14 protein-coding genes are annotated in these 20986 nt (G+C 58.1%); 7 read left to right on the top strand and 7 right to left on the bottom strand.

The features are described 5' to 3' along the window. Positions 1 to 545: 545 nt before the first annotated feature. Complete coding sequence (locus tag L1A08_RS00705; protein WP_238753094.1) at positions 546 to 1667, bottom strand: glycosyltransferase; 1122 nt, start codon at positions 1665 to 1667, stop codon at positions 546 to 548. Between the two features lie 200 nt (positions 1668 to 1867). Here L1A08_RS00705 and queA point away from each other — a divergent pair, with 200 nt between their 5' ends. Beyond that, the gene (gene queA / locus L1A08_RS00700) at positions 1868 to 2935 is read left to right on the top strand and encodes a tRNA preQ1(34) S-adenosylmethionine ribosyltransferase-isomerase QueA (RefSeq protein ID WP_238753092.1); all 1068 of its coding nucleotides are present in this window, start codon (positions 1868 to 1870) and stop codon (positions 2933 to 2935) included. A 289-nt stretch (positions 2936 to 3224) separates the two neighbouring features. Next, a complete protein-coding gene (locus L1A08_RS00695) occupies positions 3225 to 3701 on the top strand; it encodes a hypothetical protein (RefSeq protein WP_238753090.1) in 477 nt (158 codons plus the stop codon). A gap of 158 nt (positions 3702 to 3859) precedes the next feature. Here L1A08_RS00695 and L1A08_RS00690 read toward each other — a convergent pair whose 3' ends face one another. The 3 genes from L1A08_RS00690 to eboE form a co-directional block, all read right to left on the bottom strand. Next, positions 3860 to 7498, bottom strand: coding sequence for a choice-of-anchor Q domain-containing protein (locus L1A08_RS00690; RefSeq protein ID WP_238753088.1), 3639 nt, complete (start codon positions 7496 to 7498; stop codon positions 3860 to 3862). Positions 7499 to 8291: 793 nt separating this feature from the next. After that, positions 8292 to 9089, bottom strand: a complete 798-nt coding sequence (locus L1A08_RS00685; RefSeq protein WP_238753086.1) for a class I SAM-dependent methyltransferase — start codon at positions 9087 to 9089, stop codon at positions 8292 to 8294. A 1-nt stretch (position 9090) separates the two neighbouring features. After that, a complete protein-coding gene (gene eboE, locus L1A08_RS00680) occupies positions 9091 to 10263 on the bottom strand; it encodes a metabolite traffic protein EboE (protein ID WP_238753084.1) in 1173 nt (390 codons plus the stop codon). Positions 10264 to 10594: 331 nt separating this feature from the next. Here eboE and L1A08_RS00675 point away from each other — a divergent pair, with 331 nt between their 5' ends. The 3 genes from L1A08_RS00675 (at position 10595) to L1A08_RS00665 (ending at position 13101) form a co-directional block, all read left to right on the top strand. Next, positions 10595 to 11215 (top strand): RNA polymerase sigma factor, encoded by a 621-nt coding sequence (locus L1A08_RS00675; RefSeq protein ID WP_238753082.1) that lies wholly within the window; start codon positions 10595 to 10597, stop codon positions 11213 to 11215. A gap of 100 nt (positions 11216 to 11315) precedes the next feature. Next, positions 11316 to 11834 carry an anti-sigma factor family protein gene (locus tag L1A08_RS00670; RefSeq protein WP_238753080.1) on the top strand — a complete coding sequence of 173 codons (519 nt, stop codon included), beginning with the start codon at positions 11316 to 11318 and terminating at the stop codon, positions 11832 to 11834. Position 11835: 1 nt separating this feature from the next. Continuing rightward, entirely contained in the window at positions 11836 to 13101 is a 1266-nt protein-coding gene (locus L1A08_RS00665) for a hypothetical protein (protein WP_238753078.1), read from the top strand. An 11-nt stretch (positions 13102 to 13112) separates the two neighbouring features. Here L1A08_RS00665 and L1A08_RS00660 read toward each other — a convergent pair whose 3' ends face one another. Next, entirely contained in the window at positions 13113 to 14561 is a 1449-nt protein-coding gene (locus L1A08_RS00660; RefSeq protein WP_238753076.1) for a DUF1501 domain-containing protein, read from the bottom strand. A 147-nt stretch (positions 14562 to 14708) separates the two neighbouring features. Continuing rightward, entirely contained in the window at positions 14709 to 17717 is a 3009-nt protein-coding gene (locus tag L1A08_RS00655; protein WP_238753075.1) for a DUF1553 domain-containing protein, read from the bottom strand. A gap of 436 nt (positions 17718 to 18153) precedes the next feature. Here L1A08_RS00655 and floA point away from each other — a divergent pair, with 436 nt between their 5' ends. Both floA and L1A08_RS00645 read left to right on the top strand, forming a co-directional pair. Then, on the top strand, positions 18154 to 19113 hold the full coding sequence (floA, locus tag L1A08_RS00650) for a flotillin-like protein FloA (RefSeq protein WP_238753073.1): 960 nt from the start codon (positions 18154 to 18156) through the stop codon (positions 19111 to 19113). A 447-nt stretch (positions 19114 to 19560) separates the two neighbouring features. Then, on the top strand, positions 19561 to 19776 hold the full coding sequence (locus L1A08_RS00645) for a hypothetical protein (RefSeq protein WP_238753071.1): 216 nt from the start codon (positions 19561 to 19563) through the stop codon (positions 19774 to 19776). Between the two features lie 111 nt (positions 19777 to 19887). Here the strand turns inward: L1A08_RS00645 and tsaD are convergent, their stop codons facing one another. Next, entirely contained in the window at positions 19888 to 20919 is a 1032-nt protein-coding gene (gene tsaD / locus L1A08_RS00640; RefSeq protein ID WP_238753069.1) for a tRNA (adenosine(37)-N6)-threonylcarbamoyltransferase complex transferase subunit TsaD, read from the bottom strand. Positions 20920 to 20986: the final 67 nt, after the last annotated feature.

Here is a 20986-nt window from a genome sequence, read left to right as displayed (position 1 = left end):
CGAACCTGCTGAGGACGGCAGGAAAGAAAGGTGGACACTGTCGAACACCATCTACACGCTTGTCATGTATGGCGTATTTTTCTGCGTGTACGTGTGGAGTGCGGTGCCGACAGCGAAGCTGCTTCAGGCGGTCGGCCCCTCCTCAGAGACGCCCCGCTGGGTACACAGGATCGTCTACGATCCCGCTCATCGATTTTCAAGAATCTGCCCGGCCTTTGAGTCGTTTCAACGGGAGCAGTCCTTCTGGTGGGAAGAGTTTGTCCTGCGTCACGTCTTGTAGACAGCAGCGGGTCACCTGTTGAGACATACTGATGTGGGGTGGCCCGTCCGCCTCAGCGGGCGGGTCGCGCAAACGACAAGAGGCAGCGCCATCCGCGTGTAGAACTGGAATCGTCCGGTATTCAAAGAAACCGCAGCCATGGCCCGTCCCATTTGAGAACACCACTCCTGTTGTCCCGCCCGGGACTACTCCAGGCAGTGCTGGGACGGCAGCCGTACTCCAGTACCGAGCACATTTGCTGGGATACGCCTTCGGCTATCCCAGCCTACTTTTTCTGCTCGAGCACCAAGAGTTCGCGGTACAGCTCCTGATACTGCTCCGCGACCGCGTCCCAGGTCGGACATCGCCCAACCGCTCGCGACGCCTGGCTCGCATATCGTTCGCGAGTTTCCGGCTGCTCAATGAGCTGTTCAATTCGCACAGCCAATGCTGCATTCTCGCCGATTGGAACAATCGCTCCTGACATATCGTCCTTTAACAGATCCTCAATCCCCTCCACGGCGGTGGAGACGATCGGCAGTCCGGCCGCCATCGCTTCGAGAATGACATTCGGCATCCCTTCCCAGCGAGAAGGGAAGACGAACAGATCGGCGGTTTTCATTAATTCCGGGATGTCGTCCCGGGAGCCGAGCAGTTGCACGGTCTCCGTCAGGCCTCTGCTCTGAATCTGCTGCTTGAGTTCACCGCGCAGCGGCCCCTCCCCAGCGATGAGCCACCGCAATTGAGGATACTTCGGCTTCAGTCTTTCAGCGAGATCCGGCAGCGACAGCACGCCTTTCTGTGGATCGAGGCGGCCGGCGAAGAGAATCAGGAAGTCGGAGTCGCTGCAGTGGAGTTCCGTTCGCAACACCGGCTCCGCGGTCCGGAAGCGATCAAGATCAACGCCGTTCGGAATGACGAGCAGCTTTTCCGCCGGAAGCCCGCCCTGTTCGACCGTGAATCTTCGCACCGCTTCGCTGACACAAACGTGCCGCGTCACCCAGCGATCGGTCCAGCGGTCGAGCTTCAGATAAGAATTGGAGCGCCGTTCGGCGACGCGAATTCCGCAGACCATCACCGGCACGCCCGCCATGCGAGCGGCGATGCGGGCCAGCAGATTCGCATGGAACAGATAAGACTGAACCAGACGCGGGCGGAATCGTCGCATCTCGCGACGAAGTTTTAGCAGAGCCGCCAGAGGCCGCCGGCGGCTCGCATGCAGACAGACGACCTCGATTCCGTTCTGCCGCAATTGCTCGACCAGTTCCCCTTCTCCGCTGAGGCAAACAACACGCGGATTCCATTCCGTACGATCGAGCCGGGTGATCAGCTGAACGAATGCCCGCTCCGCGCCGCCGGGATCGAGCTCGGTGATGCAGAACAAAATGGGGACCGGAGTCTGTGGCATGTCGTGACGGAGCAAATTGCTAAACTGTGTGTGAATGGATATAAACCGGCCTCTCAAGGACCGCAGCGAGCCGGATTGGAATCGAAGTTGATTCCGGCAAACGCGCTGAAGACTAGCCGCTTGTGGCTGCGCCACCCAGACTTAAACGTCTGGGCCATCCTCTTGAGTCCCTTCTACTACGAAACGAGACACACCTGCCGATGGCGGATCTTAATCAGATTTCCTCTTACGATTACACTCTTCCCGAGGAATTAATCGCTCAGTCCCCTGCTCCGCACCGCACCGACTCGCGGCTGCTCGTCTTCGATCGCAGTTCGGGAGCGAAGACTCATCGCCATTTTCGCGATCTGCTGGAGTTCGTTCGTCCGGGCGATTGTCTCGTGCTGAACCGCACCCGCGTCGTCCCGGCTCGACTGCGGGGATTTCGCGATCAGACCGGCGGAAAGTGGGAGGGGCTCTTCCTCCGGCTCGATGCCGACAACAGCTGGATTCTCATCGGCAGAACCAAAGGAAAGCTGCAGCTGGGTGAAACCGTCACCGTTCACAGCGAAGATCAGCAGTCGAAGCTGCAGCTGAAGTTTCTGGAATGCGACGAACAGGGAACGTGGCGTGTGCAGCCGGTCCTGAACGACGGCGACACGGCGACCGCCTGGGAACTGCTCGACCGCGTCGGCGCGATTCCGCTGCCGCCTTATATTCAGCATGGCAAAGCCGCACCTGAGGATCGGGAACGATATCAGACCGTTTACGCAAGTACGCCGGGAGCCGTCGCGGCTCCGACAGCCGGACTGCACTTCACGCCCGAACTTCTTGATCGCTGCCGGGAATCGGGAGTCGGCATCGCGGAAGTGACGCTGCATGTCGGACTGGGCACGTTCCGTCCGATTGCCGTCGAGAATCTCGATGAACACGAGATGCACTCCGAATGGTGCGAGGTCTCCGAAGAGACCGTCAACAAGCTCGCCGAAACTCGAGCCAGCGGAGGCCGTGTCATCGCGGTCGGCACGACGACGGTTCGCACTCTGGAAACAGCCGCCCAATCGGGGTCGCTGCAGCCGTGGCAGGGAGAATCGACCCTGTTCATCCGCCCGGGGTTCGAGTTCCATGCGATCGACGGAATGATCACGAACTTCCATCTGCCAAAATCAAGCCTGCTGGTGATGCTGAGTGCCTTCACCGGGTACGAGCAGATCATGGCCTGTTACGCCGAAGCGATTCGGGAGCAATATCGATTCTACAGCTACGGGGACGCGATGCTGATTGTTTGAACGTCGATGACAAGCATGCCCACGCAAGCGTGGGCATGGCACCCGACTTCCGGAAGAACTCATTCGAAGGGATGGCCCGGAAGTTCACTTCCGGGTGACGAAGTCACAAGCAGCTGCCCGTGGGACGTTGGTGATTAGAAGACGTGGGAACACGAGTACCGAACAACTTGCTTCTCGTTGGGAATGCATGCACAATCGATCGAATTCGCCGATGGGCAACTGTTTGTTGCTCCGCAACCCGGAGGTAGCCCTCCGGGCCATCCCGCCGTTATTTGTTTAGAGACCGCTGATGGATCCAATCGCAATAATCGCTGTGGCCTTCTTCGCTACGACGGCATTGATTGTCACTTGGACCCTTCAACGATGGGCTTCAAAACGAATCATCAAGCGGATAGTTGATGAGGCCTTGGCAAACCCCGACAGGAAGCCACAACTGATACCAGAAAGCCAATACATCGTTGACATCTCTGACATTGATGTCCGTTGTTCACGTCCCGACGGGACAATTGAATCAATAAGTTGGAATGACCTTCAGCTTGTAGAAATACATACAACGGATGAAGGACCATTCTTGCCCGACGTCTTCTGGGTTTTGCACGGCTCCGATGGCGGTTGCATCATTCCGCAAGGTGCAACCGGCGAAGCTAAGCTCTTAGAGAGTCTTCAGGCTTTGCCTCAGTTTCGCGATGAGGCGATGATTGACGCAATGAGTTCAGCCGAGAATAATCGATTTGTGTGTTGGCAGCGTTCCGAAAAAAACGCATAACAACGAATTGCAGCAGTCGAGTGCGGCAGGATGGCCCGGAAGTTCACTTCCGGGTGACGAAGTCACAAGCAGTCGCCCGTGGGCCGATGGCAGACATGGAACCGATAGAACACAGGTTGCTTTCCCATTGAGACCTCTCGACCGACTTTCGCAGCCGCTTACGAAGCGAAGAGGAGATCGAGAAGACTGGATTCTCCGAAGACGCCGTACTCTTCAGAATCGATTTCCTCGGGATGCTCGTGGCCGAAGGCTGGGAGGGTGTTAACGCCTGGCGAGTCGATTGCCTGATTCGTCTCTTCAGGTCCACTCCAGCGGCTTGCGAGATCCTGGGCGGGTTCATTCGTCTGGAGCGAGGACTGTGGGGTGAACAGTTCGTCTTTACTCGCCGGAGCGGCTGGTGGTGTGCTGTAGTCGCCACCGTTGACGAACTGCCAGTTGACTGGGGCCCACGTTTCGATCACGCGGTTCGTCAGACCGGTGCCATTTGATTCTGCGCTGTACCAGTTTCCGTTGCTGCCACGGCCCAGAATATCGCTGTTAGCGTCTCCGTTCGTGCTGCCGATGTGAATATCGTTGACTCCGCTGGACGCGAACGACCACGTGGTGCCGAATGTGAAGTTGAAGACGTTCACGCCAGCCAGGCCGAGCCACCATTTGGTGGTGTTGAGCCGGGCGGCGACATCATCCTTGCCATCGCCATTGAAATCGCCCACGACAAACGAGTCGAGCGATTGCGTCGCGGTGAGATCGGAGAACTTGAGGCTCGCAAAACCGGCGGCCGGGCCGAGAGATTTCGCGACGAAGATACTCTTGCTGGCTCCGCTGCCGAAGACGGCGACCAGGTCTTCGCGACCGTCGCCGTTGAAGTCGCCCGGCTGGAAGAAATTGAAGCCGGAGTTCACACTCCAGTTGTGCGAGAACAGGTACTGGAACGACGAGTTGCTCGTTTTGGCCATGAAGATGTTGCCAGTCGCGGTGATGATCGCCAGGTCGTCCCCCTTCACACCATCGAAGTTGCCGACCGCCACATCCAGAATTCCGGAGAAGTTGCCAAAGTCGCCCCAGCTTCGGTTGGTAAATCGAGTTCCATCCGACAGGCCAACCCACCAGCGGCCGCGGTTCCGATTCGAAATTTCGAACAGACCGATGATGTCGTCGAGTCCGTCGTTGTTGAAATCGCCGACGTGCACTTCCTTGATATTCGGCCCTGACCAGGTCGTCCAGGGGGTGAAGTTGTAATTTCCGTTGCCGTCATTCAGGCCGACACGCCACTGTCCGCTCAAGAGCCAGGCGGCGAGGTCGTCGTGTCCGTCTCCGTTAAAGTCTCCGGTGAGGACTTTCTGGAAGGTACTGGCCGGGCCGGAGGCGGCGACATTGGTGTCGTAACTTCCGTTCGCATCGGGAGTCGCCAGCCACCAGTTCCCGTTGAAGAAGCCGGTGAACGAGGTCATCGGATCCCGAAAGCCTTCGAAGGCGCCCATGTCGACGCGGGTAAGGACTCGATCAAAGCCAACTCCCCGCTGATCGGAAGTGAGCGGGTCATCATTCTCGTCAACAGCCAGAGCGTTGTTGCCGCGATTAATGGCCGGAGAATTCGGGATGAGAGCATGCGTCGGTGTGGAGCCGCCGTTGTCGCGAAGGACGGGATCGAGCACCTCGTGAATCTTGACGCCGACGATATTGCCGTTGGTTCCATCAACAAGGCCGCCAGATGCGTTCGCCGTGCCGATAAGATTGTTGCTGGAACTCATTTCGACTGTGCCGCGAATATCATGCGCAGCTTCTTGGGTTCCTGAAAAATTCCCTGCCACGATCGTGTTATTGAGCGTGATCGCCCCACCGTCGTTGGAGATTCCTCCGCCTCCATCAGAGGCAGTCCCGTCGAAAATGGCATGATTACCGGTGATCGTCGAGTTGGTGACGATCGAAACACCGTTATTGTAGATCGCTCCGCCGTCTGTTTTAGACTCGTTCCCGGACAGCGTCGTATTGATTACGGTGAGCGATCCTGAATTGTAGATTGCCCCTCCGCTGAATGACGTGCGGTTGTTTTCCAACAAACTGTCGATGAGCGTCAGCGTCGCGACACCCCCGCTTCGATGATTGTCAACCGCTCCTGCGATAAGAGCCTGATTGCCTGTGAGCCACATTTCTCTCAATGTCAATTGGCCTTGATTAACGATCGCCCCTCCGGCGAAACCGTTGCGGCCTTCCGTCAGCTTGAGCCCGCTGATTTCGACGATTCCGGTAGACGCCACGCCAAGAATACTGGATTGATCATTTGCACTGATGGTGAGCAGATCGGCTCCCCGCCCCTCGATTCTGGTTCGACCTGACATGACCTGCAAAGCGGTTCCATTGAGCGTGATCGTCCCGCCATCGAGTGTCGACGAGAAGAGAATCTCGTCGGTCGAGCCCCCCACATTGGAACCGATGTCTTGAGCATTCGCCGCCTGAAGCGCTTCTCTCAGCGAGAAGGTCTCGGGATCGTCGGTTTCGTCGGCGAGAGTATTGACCGCGAAGCGGGGTTGAAGTTCATAGGCGCCAATGTCAACGGTCGCGCCCGCGTTCGCGGTGCCGATACCGAACCTCGTGAAGGGAGCCCCCCGGCCGTCGGAGTCCAGGAAATTTCCGTTTTCATCCCGGGCCAGCTGACTGTCGCCATTGTTCACGGCTATGGATGTCTGCAGCAAAGCGTGTGTCGGCCAGGTTCCGCCATTGTTCTGCAGCGTTGTGTCGAGAATCGTCGTGATGTCACGCGTTCCGGAGCCATTGACGCCGACAATGTTGTCAAACTGACCGTCGGACAATCCCCCTGACGAGTTCGCATCACCAATCAGATTGTTGGACCCCGTGAAGGAACTGGAATTGAAGACATCATTCGGCGTGGTGCCGTTCCCCTGGAAGTTCCCGGCCACCAGCGTGTTCTCAACAACCACAACGCCATTTCCGCTGACTCCGATCCCCCCGCCAGGTTGACCGCTTTCATCAAGGGTATCTGAGCGATTTCCCGTAAACGTGCTGTTGGTGATTCCCAGGTTCGCTCCGGATTGTGCCCACAGGCCTCCGGCGAATTGATCGGCTTCATTTCCGCTCACGGTACTATTGATGATCTTTCCCGGAACTCCAAGATAGAGTCCCGCAGCTTCAGCCGCAGTGTTGTTGGAGATTGTACTGTCAATCACATTGATCGAGCCGATGAGACTGGAGACCCCGCCCCCCCGACCGATTCCAGCCGTGTTTCCGTGAATCCACATTGAGCGAAGCGTCAGACTTCCAAAATTCTGGATAGCACCTCCCTGCTGTTGCCCCGATCCCGAATCGGTCCCGTTTCCCCCGTAAAGCATGAGCCCGCTGATCTCGACGATTGAACCGGAGGCGATAAAGAAATGCCGAGAGGCGTTCGAGGCATTGATGCGAGGGAGGTTGGTTGCGATCCCGTCGATGACACCGTCGATCTTCAGATTGCCCGCAATGAGAAAGTCATCTCCCTGAATCGTGATCGTTTGCCCCCGCATCGAGGGAGCGAACCGAATAATATCTGTTGTCCCGGATGACCCGGCCGGAGCATCTCCAAATGCAGCGTTGTTGTTCGCGGCGGTGATCGCTTCCCGCAGACTGATCAAGCCATCGGAATTACTGTTCGTATTGACGGTAACATCGGTCGCCGTGTTAACAACATATACCGTGAGCAGAGCCCGAGCCTCCAGCACCTCAGCAGCCGCACCGCAACCGATTCCTCGTAGTCGAGACCGGCGAACACAACCTGAGGGCACTGAAAGACGTCGATTAGGCATTGCAGAGCCCTTCTGAGGGGGGGGGACAGATCGGACGGGCATGAGGCATTTTGCTGGTGGGGCCACATTCCAGGGTCAACTCTCGCCAATCGACCATACCAGACGGGGATCCGTAATACCATTACTGTTACGGCACAGCTCGATTCTGAACAGGATTGGAACGGGCTCTGGACCGAGTCCATCAACGGGCGACCACCTGTTGCTGTGCAACCCCGAAAAAGCATGCCCACGCGAGCGTGGGCATGGCACCCACTTTCGGCGGAATTCGGTCAACAAGGATGGCCCGGAAGTTCACTTCCGGGTGACGAAGTCACAAGCAGTTGACGTGGGCCGATGATGAATGGCAGACGTGAGGACCGTGCACGGCGTGATTTGCTTAGAACTATGGTTTGCCGAATAGACCGAATTAGTCGAAGGGCAACGGCTTGTTGCTGCGCACCTCCGAGATAAACTCCGGAGCCATCCCGCGACCTTACTGTTATGGGGATGCGATGCTGATTGCCTGGGAACGTCGAAGACAGGCATGCCCACGCGAGCGTGGGCATGGCACCCCGCTTTCGGCGGAACTCGACGAACAAGGATGGCCCGGAAGTTCACTTCCGGGTGACGAAGTCACCAGCAGCTGACCGTGGGACGTTGGTGATTAGCAGACGTGGGAACACGAGTACCGAACAACTTGCTTCTCGTTGGGAATGCATGCACAATCGATCGAATTCGCCGATGGGCAACTGCTTGTTGCTCCGCAACCCGGAGGTAAACCTCCGGGCCATCCCGTGTCTCTAAGTTTGCCGGATCACGGGGTCCAGAGCTTCGACGATTCCTCGTTCTTCATCGTAGTCTGCAGTTTGCGGGCTTTGATGCGGAGGTAGGGGGCGATGTAGTTGCCGCGGTGGCGGAAGTCGCCCGGGGTGGCCTGGCGGTGGGCGCGTTTGGGTTCGGCGAAGGCTTCGATGACAAGGCCGGCTGCGCACATGCCGCCGAGGATCTGGTCGTAGCGGTGCAGGAACTCGACGGCTCCCGGTTCGCGGTACGACTTGTCTTCGACCGCCGGAAGCGGTCCGGAGTGGTAGTAGTCGACGCCGATCGCGTATTCGTCCCGTTCCGTGCGGCGGGTCACCTGCAGGCTGATTGGGGATTTGTGCTGGCTGATGTAGAGACCATCGACACGCAGCACGCGAGCCACTTCCCGGAAAACGGGGGCCAGATCGGGCACGTAACAGGTGCTGACCGGGTGATGAACGATGTCGAACTGCTCATCGCCGAGCATGTTCAGGTCGTCCATCGAAGCCTCGATCAGTTTCAGCTTCAGGTTGCGAATGCGGGCTTCGCGATCGTCCAGGGCAAGCATGCCCGGGCTGAGGTCCACCACAGTGACTTGAGCCCCGGCGCTGGCGTAGAGGATCGATTGCCAGCCGCCGCCCGCGGCGAGACAGAGGACCTGCTTCCCCTGCACCGAACTCGGCAGCCAGCCGCGAGAGTCGAGGACGGCTAACGGCCGCTGGCATTCTTCATCGGTCGCAACGCGGGAGAAGACCGCGCCGTCGCTGACGAGCTGGTTATAAGCCGCCCGGTTTCTGGTGCGATAGTCCATCTCAGGGCTTCGGCAGTTCGTTGAGCAGGCGATGCGTCGCGGCCAGTTCTTCGGTCAGTCCGTCGCACACATCCGGCAGATCTTTCCCGGGCATCACGGTCCAGGTGTAAGTTTCGACTTCGAGATGCGGGGCGTATTCGAGACCAGCGACGGCTGCGAGAGCCTTCTTCAGATCGGCCCGGGTTGTCGAGAGCGGCCCGAGGGAATCGGCGTGCACGGGGACATGGAAATGAATCCGCCAGCTATCGGCTTCGAGCCACTCGGCTGGGGGATTGCGAGCGAACTCGGCTGTCAGATCGAGCTCAGAGACCGTCCCCGTTGAACTGTTTCGAAACGTCTGGTGCAAATAACGTTTTTCGGCAAAATCCGCGAGGAACTCTCGGCCTGCGGTATTCTGAGCCGGATTCTCCAGATCGATCGCGCAGGTGATGTGCACCTTATTAATGCGGATCTGATGACGATTCAGGTCAGCGATCGACTCGGCAACGTCTTCAAACTCGACCGACTGATGGCAGACGTCGTAACAGACGCCGAGATGCCGGTCGACGATTTCCCGCAGTGCTTCGGAATCGACGCGGGCCCGTAAAGCGTTGAAGAAGTCGATGACTTCTCTGGTCGTTTCGAGCACACAAAGTGGTTCGGGTTCGATGGCCAGGCGAATCACCTGTCCGGTGGCGTCGTGCAGTTCGTCGAGCTGGCGGGCCAGTTCAAGCAGATTGGTAATGCACTGCTGCTCGAAATCGGGCTTATCGGCCAGAGCTTTGAAGCCGAGCGGCACGGTCGAAATGCTCCCTTCCACGCCGTCGGGAAGCAAACGTGTCAGCAGGCGGGCACACCGCATCGTGTACTCGAGCCGTTGCGGATCGGTCCAGTCGGGCAGGTAGACCTGCTCTTTCACGCGTTCCAAATGGAAGTTGCCAAACGGAAAAGCATTCAGAGTGTAGCAGGCCAGCTGATTCTCGCGCAGCGCGGTCGCGACTGGTTCCAGCCTGGCTGGCGACTCTTCGAGTTCGCGGGTGATGGCATCGGGCAGCCAGAGGCCAGCCGCGATCGGAAACTCGGACTGCCGCTGAACGCGGGCGGTTTGCGTGGTCAGGACTTGTGTCAATTCGGCGACGGTCTGAGCCGGATGAACATTCCCGCAATAGCTGATCGGCAAAGTCGAAAGTGTCATTTTGGAAAAAACGAAAAGCCCAAAGTGGAAAGCGGTCGGGGATGCTGTAACAATACGTTCATCACTCATTCCCGACACAGCGAATACCGCCGACCGGTGCTCGAATGACGAAACTTCGAGCGATCGGGCGGGTTTATAGTCTTAGTGCGAGACCAGCACATCAAATCTCGACGGGGAACTCTGCCATCGTAAGAAGTCTCTCCGTCGAGTCAATTGAGCTGGAATCCACGCCGGAAATGCCGCCGTTTGTTCGGCCCGAGAAACTGCATCCCAGAGTGAATTCAATCACAGCGGATCATCCGGATCTCAGAACCTGAAAAGTTCCCTCATCGTGAATGCGTCAACGCAAACTGCGAATAATCCCTACCTGAGCGATCCCGACGTGCAGCTGATGCTCCGAGTCCGCGAAGGAGACGAGGAAGCATTTGGTGAAATCGTCGAGGGTTATCAGGATCGTGTGATCAGTATCTTTGCCACAATTCTCGGCTCCCAGGACGCAGCCGAGGATCTGGCTCAGGAAACTTTTCTGCGCGTTTACCGGGCCCGACACGCCTATGAACCGCAGGCCAAGTTCTCGACCTGGTTGTTCCGAATCGCCAATAACCTGGCGAGCAACTCGCGACGCTCCAAACAGCGCCGCAAGGAAGTGCAGTTCGGAACCGGGGAGAGCGGACCGCAGAGCATGCGGATTCCGGAGAAAAACGTCGCGGAGAAATCCTCGTTGATGCCGGCCCGTCAGCTCGACCGTACGGAGTTGTCGGCGGTCATCCAGGACGCGCTGGAGAATCTGAATGATCGGCAGCGGATCGCCGTCCTGCTCAACAAGTTCGAAGAGATGAGCTACGCCGATATCGCCGAAACACTCGAGTTGAGCCCGTCCGCAGTGAAGTCGCTGCTGTCGCGGGCTCGCGAGAATCTGAGAGAACACCTTGAGAACTATCTGCAGACCTGACCAAAACTGACATCCAACGGCACCGACATCCAAACTGCTCCGTGAAAAACCAGAGCCCTTCTGACCCATCGCGGCTCGCCGCAACATTCCGAGTATTCCCATGGTCGACAAACTGGCAAGACTGACAGCCGAGCAACGATCCAACTTCGTTGCTTATCTGGACGGCGAGCTCAACGAAGATGAAGCGCAGCGCATCGAACAGTTGCTGGCGCAGAATGAGGTCGCCCGTCACGATATGGAGTCGCTGGCTTCAACGTGGGAGATGCTCGACACGCTTCCTCGCGTGAAGGCTTCCGACGAGTTCGCGCAGAACACGCTGGCGACCGTGAAAATGGAGGATGATCAACGGCCGTGGAGCGAACCGGAATGGATGAGCGAAGCGCGGCGGATTGGTGTCCGGGCGGTCGGCTGGGTGCTCGTCATGGCCTGCGGGCTGGGAGGTTACCTGCTGGCTCGCTCTGTCCCCCCGACAACGACAGATGCAATGATCGAGAATTATCCCCTGCTGAAGAACTTCGACAGCTATGAAGAAGTCGGCTCGATCGAGTTTCTCCAGAAGCTGCAGAGCAATCCGGAATGGCAACGACGCCGCGTCGAATTCGGTCAGGGAGGGCGATGATATGAAACCGCAAATCCCCGAAAACGATCAGACAGATCAGATTCCTCGCTGGCAGCTCTCGAAGCGTTCGCCGATGCTCATCGCCTCCCTCTGCACGTTCGGCCTGTTCTGGCTGTGTGGAGCCGGCTACAGCCATCGGCTCAGCTACTCAGAGTTCCGTTCGATCAAACGGGAAATTGCCGACCTTCCGCAGGAAGAACGCAATCGACTGGAGCGGAACCTGGCCCGATACCAGAAACTGTCCCCCGCCGAGCAGCAACGCTACTGGGAACTGCACAACTACGTCGAACAACAGCAGCTCGAACCGCTCGTTGACGGATACATCGAATGGCTGCAGTCGCTCAACCCGTTCGAACGGGAACGCCTGCGGAATTCTCCGGAACCGGCTGCCCAGATCGCCGTTGTGGAAGCGATTTTGCGGGAAAGCCGTCAGAAGGACGTCCAACTGCTGCCCGAGCTGATCTCGCGAATGCTCGATCGCAATGATCGCCGCATGTCGAGTCTGCTGTGGATGCTCGATCCCAGCCGGAGTGTCAACAACACCACTCCGTATCTGATGACCGAAGAACAGCTCAATAAGATAATCGATGAGATCCTGTTTGATCAGCTCGGCACCGCTCAGCGGGATCAGATCGAACAGACGAAAGCGACTGGCATTAAGAAGAAGTTCCACATCCTCAGCGCTTCATTGGCCAACACGCACGATGCTCCAGCGAACTGGCCCCCCGAACAGACGATGCGGATCGTCCGGCAGGAAGGTTTTGAGTTCCAGCCTTCTCCAGAGCAGAATGACCGGGCCTGGTCGCCTTCGACCGCCGTCTATGAGCGGATCGCGTTTCGCAGTCTGCTGATCCGGAGTCTGCTCGTCTCCGAGATGAACAGCTTCGCCCAGAAGGATCAGGTAAGCAATAACGAACTTCAGTCGTTCTTCGCCCGACTCGAACCGAACAAACAGGCGGCTCTCCTCGACAGCCCCGCCGATTATCAGGCCGAAGCGTTGAAATGGCTCTACCTGTGGGATGCCCACCAGAACGAAAGCGTCTTCACCAACGGCGTGTTCGTGCAAAGCGTGCTCTGGGAAATGCGGCCGAGCTTCAGCGGCTTCCGCCGTGGCGGCTCGTCCGAGGGACGGGGACCAGATGGGCGAGGTTCCGATGATCGTCGACCAGGCGATCGGCGACCGGACGATCGTCCCGGTCCGCCCCCCTTCAATGGACCGAACGGAAACCCGCCGGACCGCCCCGAACCGCTGCCTCCTCGCGAATAACTGCGGCCGGATCAGGCGAGAATTTCGCGGACGACGTGACCGTGCACGTCGGTCAGTCGGAACTGACGGCCCTGATATTTGAACGTCAGCCGCTCGTGATTCATGCCGAGCAGATGAAGAATCGTGGCGTTCAGATCGTGTACATGGACTGGATTTTCGACCGGAGCATAGCCCAGCTCGTCGGTCTTTCCGTGAACATACCCCCCCTTCACGCCGCCGCCGGCCATCCAGATGGAATAGGCTTCCTTGTGATGATCGCGGCCCGCTTTGGTCATGGCTCCGGTCCCGTTCTTTCCTTGTGCCATGGGCGTGCGGCCGAATTCGGATGACCAGACCACCAGCGTTTCGTCAAGCAAGCCACGTTCTTTCAGATCTTTGAGGAGTGCCGCAATGGGCTGGTCTACCTGCTTGCACTTCCGCGGCAGATTATTGAAAACCCCGCCGTGCATATCCCAGCCTTCGTCGAACAGCTGGACAAAACGGACGCCTCGTTCAACCAGTCGGCGAGCCAGCAGACAGTTGTTCGCAAAGCTCGTTTTCCCGGGCTCGGTGCCGTACATCTGGTGAATCTCCGGAGATTCCGAGTTGATGTCCATGAGTTCCGGCACGCTGGTCTGCATCCGGTAGGCCATCTCGTACTGGCTGATGCGAGTCGCGATCTCGGGATCAGCCACGTCGCCGTAGTGGACCTGATTGAGCCCGTTGACGGCATCAATAATATCGCGGCGGCTGCCCGGCGAGACGCCATCCGGATTTGACAGATAGAGCACAGGATCGCCCTGGCTGCGGAACTCGACTCCCTGATAAACAGTTGGGATAAATCCGCTGCCCCAGGCACTACTGCCGGCTCCGAGCACCTGGCCGGTAATCAGCACGACGAAACCGGGAAGGTTCTGGTTCTCAGAGCCGAGTCCGTAAGTGACCCAGGAGCCGAGACTTGGTCGACCGAACTGACCAAACCCGGTGAGAAGAAATAACTGAGCCGGGGCATGATTAAACTGATCGGTGGTGACGGTCTTGATCACTGTGATGTCATCGGCGACGGTCTGGAGATGGGGCAGGAGACTCGACATCTCAAGTCCCGATTCTCCACAGCTGTTGAACTTGAAACTCGGATCGTCCGGTGTTCCCAGAAGCGTCGGCTGCTCTCGGATGAACGCCAGCTTCTTCCCTTCGAAGAACTCATTCGGACAAAGCTCGCCTGTTCGTTTCTGTAACTCCGGCTTGTAATCAAACAGATCGAGATGCGAGGGTGCTCCAACCAGGTGAATGTAAATCACATTCTTCGCCCGAGCTGGAAAATCCGTGGTTTGCGGAGACAGTGGGTTCTCTCTCGATTTCGCTGCCGCATCCTGAAGGAACAGCGAAGCCAGCGCGCAGGAGCCGATGCCATAGCCGGACTTCTGGAGGAAGTACCGTCGCGTGAGATCCTGCTGCGACTTTATCTGAGAAGGATGCATCTGCGTTACTCCTGCCCGCTTCGGGCGAATTGTCCTGATCGATCACGATCACGATGACACAACTGTTGTCCGCCTGCTCCTGATCTCTGGAAGAGACATCCACTTCGACGATCGAGAGCAGAATCGAACGTTGGACGGGTTGTTCTGCTATTCCTGAGTGACTGTTTCGTCGAGATTCAACAGCACGTTCGCGACCGCGAACCATGCGGCCGCTTCTTTCTGATCGACGTTTCTCTCCGGAAAACCCGGTAGTTTCAGACCGGTCCGTTGTTCGACCAGCTTCGGGTCGTCCTGGACACGCTGCCGTTCCGACTGCAGCAGACCATAAAGAACTTCGACTTCTTTGGGTCGGGCGTCCCGAGCGACGGCGATTTGAAAGCCGCGATCAATTCGGCTGTGATCGGTTTCATCGACAGATTCCTCCAGCATCCGCAGGGTCAACCCGAGCGCCATTTCGGCATACGCCGGATCATTGAGCAGCGTCAGGGCCTGGAGCGGAGTGTTCGTCCGGGGCCGCTGTGGAACACACGCGGTTCGATCGGGAGCATCGAAGCTGACGAGCGAGGTGTAGGGCGCATCCCGCTTCCAGACGATATACACGCCACGACGGAAGCGATCCTCGTCTTTGGCGGTCACCCATTTCGGCTGGTTCCGACCAATCGAACGCCAGATCCCATCGGGCTGGTAGGGCATGACCGGCGGACCGGACATCTCTTCAGACAACAGCCCGCTGATGGCCAGCGCATTGTCGCGAACGATCTCAGCCGTCAGGCGAAAGCGCGGTCCACGTGCGTAGAGTTCATTCTTCGGATCACCTTCCAGCAGCTCCGGTGTGAATCGCGACGACTGCCGGAAAGTGGAGGAAAGAACGATCTGCCTCAGTACATGTTTCATCGACCACTCGTTTTCACGAAGTTCGCTGGCGAGCCAGTCGAGCAGTTCCGGATGCGTCGGCGGCTCTCCCTGAGTCCCAAAGTCTTCCGTCGTCGCCACCAGACCGTGACCGAACAGCTCGGCCCACCAGCGGTTGACGGTTACCCGGGCAAGAAGTGGATTCTCATCGCTGACCAGCCACTGGGCGAATCCGAGTCGATTCTCCGGGTACTCCCCTGCACTGCCCTGAAACAACGCGGGAACAGCCGGAGAAACCTCCTGACCGGGCGAGAGGTAATCGCCGCGATTCAGCACGCAGGTCTTTCGCGGCTCCTCCATTTCGACCATCACCAGAGTTGTCGGCGGGGCCAGCGCATTGAGCTGTTTCTCAACCGCCTTCATCTTGCGATCAAGCCGGGTCAGCTGAGGGTCCGCTTCATTGAAGTGGTCGCGGAGTTTATTCTCCTCCGCCCTGGACCGCTTCTCTTTCGCGGCCAGCTGCTGAAGTTCTTCTGGAACATCGAGCAGAAGTGGATCGCCCGCAAAGGCCGAAAGGCGGAAACGGCCAATCGTTCGCCCGCGCCCGTAGTTCTGCACCATCTCGATCCGCAGTCGGTCGTCATTGGCGAAGGTTGTTGGCTTGAGCAGCTGGAAGCGGGCCCAGTGCGGCTTCTGAAACTCCTGACCGATGGCCCATCCGGTCGACGGATCGCCGTCGATTGCCTTGGGAACTTCCCAGCGTGGCTGCGAGTAATCAGCGGCGGCTGCCGTCAGTTCGATCTTCTGATCGCGGTCGCTTCCGATTTTCGTGACCACGAACTCACTCAGAATGAAATTGCTGCGAACCGGATCGCCACGCCCCGGCCCGTGTCCCGGAATCTCAGGATGCGTCAGCGCTTCGATGCGGAGCGCCGTGAGTTTCTTCAACTCCGACTGCACGATGGCGGTGTAGGTGGTTTTGTCGGGGACCTTGCCGGTGACCAGAATCGACTGATCGTCGAGAGCTTCCCAGGTTTCGCCGCCGGTCGTGTTAAACTCAACGACAGTGAGCGGCTGCCAGTCGGCTTCCCCGGCGTCATCCCGCAAGTCGGCCAGCCATTGTTCATACTCAGTCTCAGCCTCCTGCAGTCGCTGGTCTCGCTGTTCCTGCAACTTGGCGAGTTCGGCTTTTAACTCGGAACGACGATCCGCTTCTTCAGGCTCCATCGGAAGTTCCATCGACGGGCCGTAAAAGTCGAACGTGACCCCAGCCGTCTGCTTCACTTCAAGCGGGGTGTTATTAAAGTAGGCAAACAGCTGATAGTAGTCGGTCTGTGTAAACGGATCGTACTTGTGATCGTGACACTGGGCGCATTCCATCGAAGTCCCCATGAAGACCGTGCCGGTTGTGTTAACCCGGTCGAACACTTGATTGATGCGGTTCTCTTCAGGATGCACTCCCGCTTCCACATTGCAGGTGACCGTCCGATGAAAACCGGTTGCGATCCGCTGATCCGCGGTGGCGTCCGGAAGCAGATCACCGGCGAGTTGTTCGATCACGAATTCGTCAAACGGCTTGTTCTGATTGAAGGCCTCAATCACCCAGTCTCGGTAGGCCCAGCTGTCGCGGAGTTGATCGGCCTGAAAGCCGTTGGAGTCCGCGTAGCGAGCCAGATCGAGCCAGCCCACGGCCCACTTCTCTCCGAACCGGGGTGATGCCAGCAGGCGGTCGACAACTTTTCGTTCGGCGTCGACGGAATCATCACTCACGAACTCGGCGACGTCTTCCGGAGTCGGCGGCAAGCCGATCAGAGCGAGCGAAACTCGCCGCAGCCAGCCGGCGCGATCCTGATCAGGAGCCGGCTTCAGTTTTTCTTCATCGAGACGCGAGAGGATGAAGTGATCCACCGGAGTGCGGATCCACGGTTGTTCTTGAACTTCGGGCAGCTCCGGACGAGCGATCGGTTCGTACGCCCAGTGTCGACTGACAGCGGCGGAATCGGGCCAGTTCGATCCCTCGGTAATCCATTGCCGGAGCACTGCGATCTGCTCGGTCGACAGCGGTTCTCCATCGAGCGGCATCACATCGCCGTAATCAGGATCCGCGATTCGGTGAATTAACAGGCTCTCGTCGGGCTTCCCGGGCGTGATAATCGATTCGCCGGAATCCGCGGAACCGAGTGCCGCTTCGCGTCGAGACAGCCGCAGACCGCCTTTGTCGTGAGATTCGCCATGACAGCGGAAGCAATGCTGCCGGAGAATCGGCTGGACGTGCTTCTCAAAGTCGACCGGTCCGCTGAGCACGGGAGACGCCGCGCATAGAAAACAGAACGCGATTACGAGTAAGCTCGGAAAAAGTCGCAGCGATCGGACACTACGAGTTCGCGTTGTTGCGAATACAATCTTCATGCAGCGACCTCGGAAGAGCGGAGAGTCACGGAGCGGAAACGCACCGGAAGCTGCGGCCGGGACGCATCAGTCCGGGCCGATCTATCTCCCTTTATACCGGAAGTAAGACGACTTTCTCAATAGCCAACTTCAGACAGTCCCTGCGGCAGGGGGCATTCGAGGGATTCCGAGCCGGGGCGGGCTCGTTTGCCAACTGTTCCGGCTCGGAACGGCGAACCTGCCGCAGCAATGCTTGCATGGAGGAAGTTTGGCGAAGTAAACTCAATCGAAGGCGAACCATTGCCCTCCCGGGGTTCATAAAACTCTGCCGCACCTGAGAAAGACAACCACCATGATCCCACAAGAGTTAATCATCTTCGCCGCGATCGTTCTCGCGGTCATCATGGGTATCGTGCTGTTCGTACTCTTCACGAAGTACTTCCATCTCTGGCTGCGTGGTTTCGTAACCGGAGCCCACGTCAATCCGATTCGCCTCGTGCTGATGTCGCTGCGTAAGGTGAACCCGACGAGTATCATCGATGCCCGCGTGATGGCCGTGCAGGCCGGTTTGCCGAAGATTCCAACGGCTGCATTTGAAGCTCACTATCTGGCCGGCGGAAACATTCGCCGCGTCGTTCAGGCGATGATCGCCGCTCAGCGAGCAAGCATCGATCTCGACTGGGACACGGCTTCGGCGATCGATTTGGCGGGCCGCGATGTCGTGGACGCTGTGCGAACGAGCGTCGACCCCAAAGTCATCGACTGCCCGGATCCCCGTCGTCATTCCCGGAATACGCTGGACGGGGTGGCGAAGGATGGCATTCAACTCAAAGCCCGTGCCCGCGTGACTGTTCGGACGAACCTGGCTCAGCTGATTGGTGGAGCCACAGAAGATACAATTATTGCCCGCGTTGGTGAGGGAATCGTCTCGGCCATTGGCTCGAGCGAAAGCCACAAAGATGTGCTCGCCAATCCGATGCTGATCGCGAAAGCCGTGCTTAACAAGAGTCTCGATTCGCAAACCGCTTACGAGATCGTTTCGATCGACATCGCCGATATCGATGTGGGAGACAACGTGGGGGCTCGACTGCAGGGCGATCAGGCCGAAGCAGACATGCGTGTGGCCCGTGCCCGGGCGGAAGAAAAGCGGGCTCGTGCCGTCGCTACCGAAGCCGAGATGGTCGCCCTCACCCAGGAAAACCGGGCTCGCGTCGTCCTGGCTGAGGCGAATGTTCCCAAAGCCATGGCCGAATCGTTCCGCAACGGCAACTGGCGTGCACACGACACACATGAGAACAACGGCTCAAATTGAACGATCCGCCTGCCGGGTCTTTCAGCGTCGCCTGTTGAGTTGACGGGCGCCCGGGCCGGACGAAGACCACTGGCCGTTGTAAGGTTTGCGTAACGATTGAAACGGATTTGCATAATTTCGCAAAAGACCGTCTGTAGCCGTCGTAAGCTCCCGGACAGCGAAAGCAAATTTGGACGCCGGGAAGTTCGATAATAAAGACGTGGGTCAATACTGACACGTTCCGACCACTCCGCCGGGGCGTAACCGTTCTCAGTTCTCCCCTTTCCGAGAGTTTGCCCGCAGCCAGAACTGTAATCGATTGAGTTTGGTCTGACAGTTGCTACCATAACATCCAGTAATCGTCACACAGACAGGTCGGGCTGACCTGCCAGACGACGGGAACGTTTACAAAGTCGGCCACTGAAACAGGAAGTTCTGCAGCCGCGTTTCAAATAAGGATTTTGAATCATGTCCACGAATGATCGCATGACTGTGGAAATCACCGGCCGTCAACAGGAACTCCTGCTCGAAGGCCTTCGTTATATTGCCAGCTCCATCCGTCTCCGCCGCGAAGATCCGACTGCGGAAACCATCAAAGCCCGCCGCGAAGAACTCGAAGAAGTTCGCCGCCTGGCAGATGTGATTGAAGGAAACGCCCCTGCTGAAATGGCAATGAATTCGTAAGCTGCCAGCGCGCACAGAGAATCTAAAGAGCCGCGATGGGATTCCCGTCGCGGCTTTTCTTCATTTTGCCTGGGTGAAAGCAATCCGCGACGGAGCGGCCTGCGGGCGGCTTCACATCGGAGCGCGAACAAGCCCGGGAGTCGGATCGATATTAAGTGGGGCAAACAGTCCGCGTTCGTACTTCTCCCAGGCGATCGCCCCCATCGCCGCGTTGTCGGTGCAGTACTCCATGGGAGCGACGACCAGCTTAATCCTACGCTTCCCGGCCATTTTCTGCAGAGCAATTCTCAGCCGTCGATTTGCTGCCACTCCGCCTCCGACGCACAGATTTTTCGCCCCCGTCTGCGCGAGTGCCTGTTCGCACTTTCGGACCAGGACTTCAACAACCGCTTTCTCGAAGGAGGCCGCGATATCAGCTCGGCGCTGATCGGTCATCGGCGGCGGGACGTTCTGGTGCCCCGGTTTGCCCCGAACTTCGTAGAGCACGGCTGTCTTCAATCCGCTGAAACTGAACGCGAGTCGTGACTGATCGTAGAACGAACGCGGGAACGGAAAGGCATCTTCATTCCCCTGCTCGCCACACTTCTGAATCGAAGGCCCCCCCGGATACGGCAGCTCAAGAATAGCCGCGACTTTATCGAAGGCTTCCCCGGCGGCGTCATCGATCGTCGACCCGAGTAGAGTCGCCGTCAGGGCATCGCGGCAATCGTAGAGGTTCGTGTGGCCGCCACTCACCACCAGGCCAACCGCTGGAAAGATCTTCTCTCTGGACACCATCTGACAGGCGTAGATGTGGGCGGTGACATGGTCGATGGCGATCAACGGAACGTCGAGTGTCATCGCCAGCGTCTTGGCCGCGGTCACCCCCACAAGCAATGACCCAATCAGGCCCGGATGAGTAGCGACGGCAACCGCGGAGAGCTGATTCAGCTGCACGCCCGCCTGTTGCAGTGATCGATCGATGACGGGCAGAATGCGTTCGAGGTGGGCGCGAGCGGCCACTTCAGGCACAACGCCGCCGTAACGCTCATGGAGATCAGTCTGAGAAGAAACGATCGAACTTAAGACCGTTCCGTCTCGTTGGATCACGGCGGCAGCAGTTTCGTCGCATGTCGATTCGAGAGAGAGCAGCAATTCGGCCATAAGTCGAGTTCGGTTCCACTTCGACAATAAAAAAGGTCCACTGCGGGCAAGCCCGGCAATGGACCGT

This window comes from Rubinisphaera margarita (assembly GCF_022267515.1).
In the GTDB taxonomy this organism is placed as follows: Bacteria; Planctomycetota; Planctomycetia; order Planctomycetales; family Planctomycetaceae; genus Rubinisphaera; species Rubinisphaera margarita.
This window is presented reverse-complemented; position numbering and strand designations above follow the sequence as displayed.

Bases quoted from the DNA above. Each gene is read 5' to 3' on its own strand.
- L1A08_RS00705 (WP_238753094.1), bottom strand. From the start codon at position 1,667: ATGCCACAGACTCCGGTCCCCATTTTGTTCTGCATCACCGAGCTCGAT.
- queA (WP_238753092.1), top strand. From the start codon at position 1,868: ATGGCGGATCTTAATCAGATTTCCTCTTACGATTACACTCTTCCCGAG.
- L1A08_RS00695 (WP_238753090.1), top strand. From the start codon at position 3,225: ATGGATCCAATCGCAATAATCGCTGTGGCCTTCTTCGCTACGACGGCA.
- L1A08_RS00690 (WP_238753088.1), bottom strand. From the start codon at position 7,498: ATGCCTAATCGACGTCTTTCAGTGCCCTCAGGTTGTGTTCGCCGGTCT.
- L1A08_RS00685 (WP_238753086.1), bottom strand. From the start codon at position 9,089: ATGGACTATCGCACCAGAAACCGGGCGGCTTATAACCAGCTCGTCAGC.
- eboE (WP_238753084.1), bottom strand. From the start codon at position 10,263: ATGACACTTTCGACTTTGCCGATCAGCTATTGCGGGAATGTTCATCCG.
- L1A08_RS00670 (WP_238753080.1), top strand. From the start codon at position 11,316: ATGGTCGACAAACTGGCAAGACTGACAGCCGAGCAACGATCCAACTTC.
- L1A08_RS00665 (WP_238753078.1), top strand. From the start codon at position 11,836: ATGAAACCGCAAATCCCCGAAAACGATCAGACAGATCAGATTCCTCGC.
- L1A08_RS00660 (WP_238753076.1), bottom strand. From the start codon at position 14,561: ATGCATCCTTCTCAGATAAAGTCGCAGCAGGATCTCACGCGACGGTAC.
- floA (WP_238753073.1), top strand. From the start codon at position 18,154: ATGATCCCACAAGAGTTAATCATCTTCGCCGCGATCGTTCTCGCGGTC.
- L1A08_RS00645 (WP_238753071.1), top strand. From the start codon at position 19,561: ATGTCCACGAATGATCGCATGACTGTGGAAATCACCGGCCGTCAACAG.
- tsaD (WP_238753069.1), bottom strand. From the start codon at position 20,919: ATGGCCGAATTGCTGCTCTCTCTCGAATCGACATGCGACGAAACTGCT.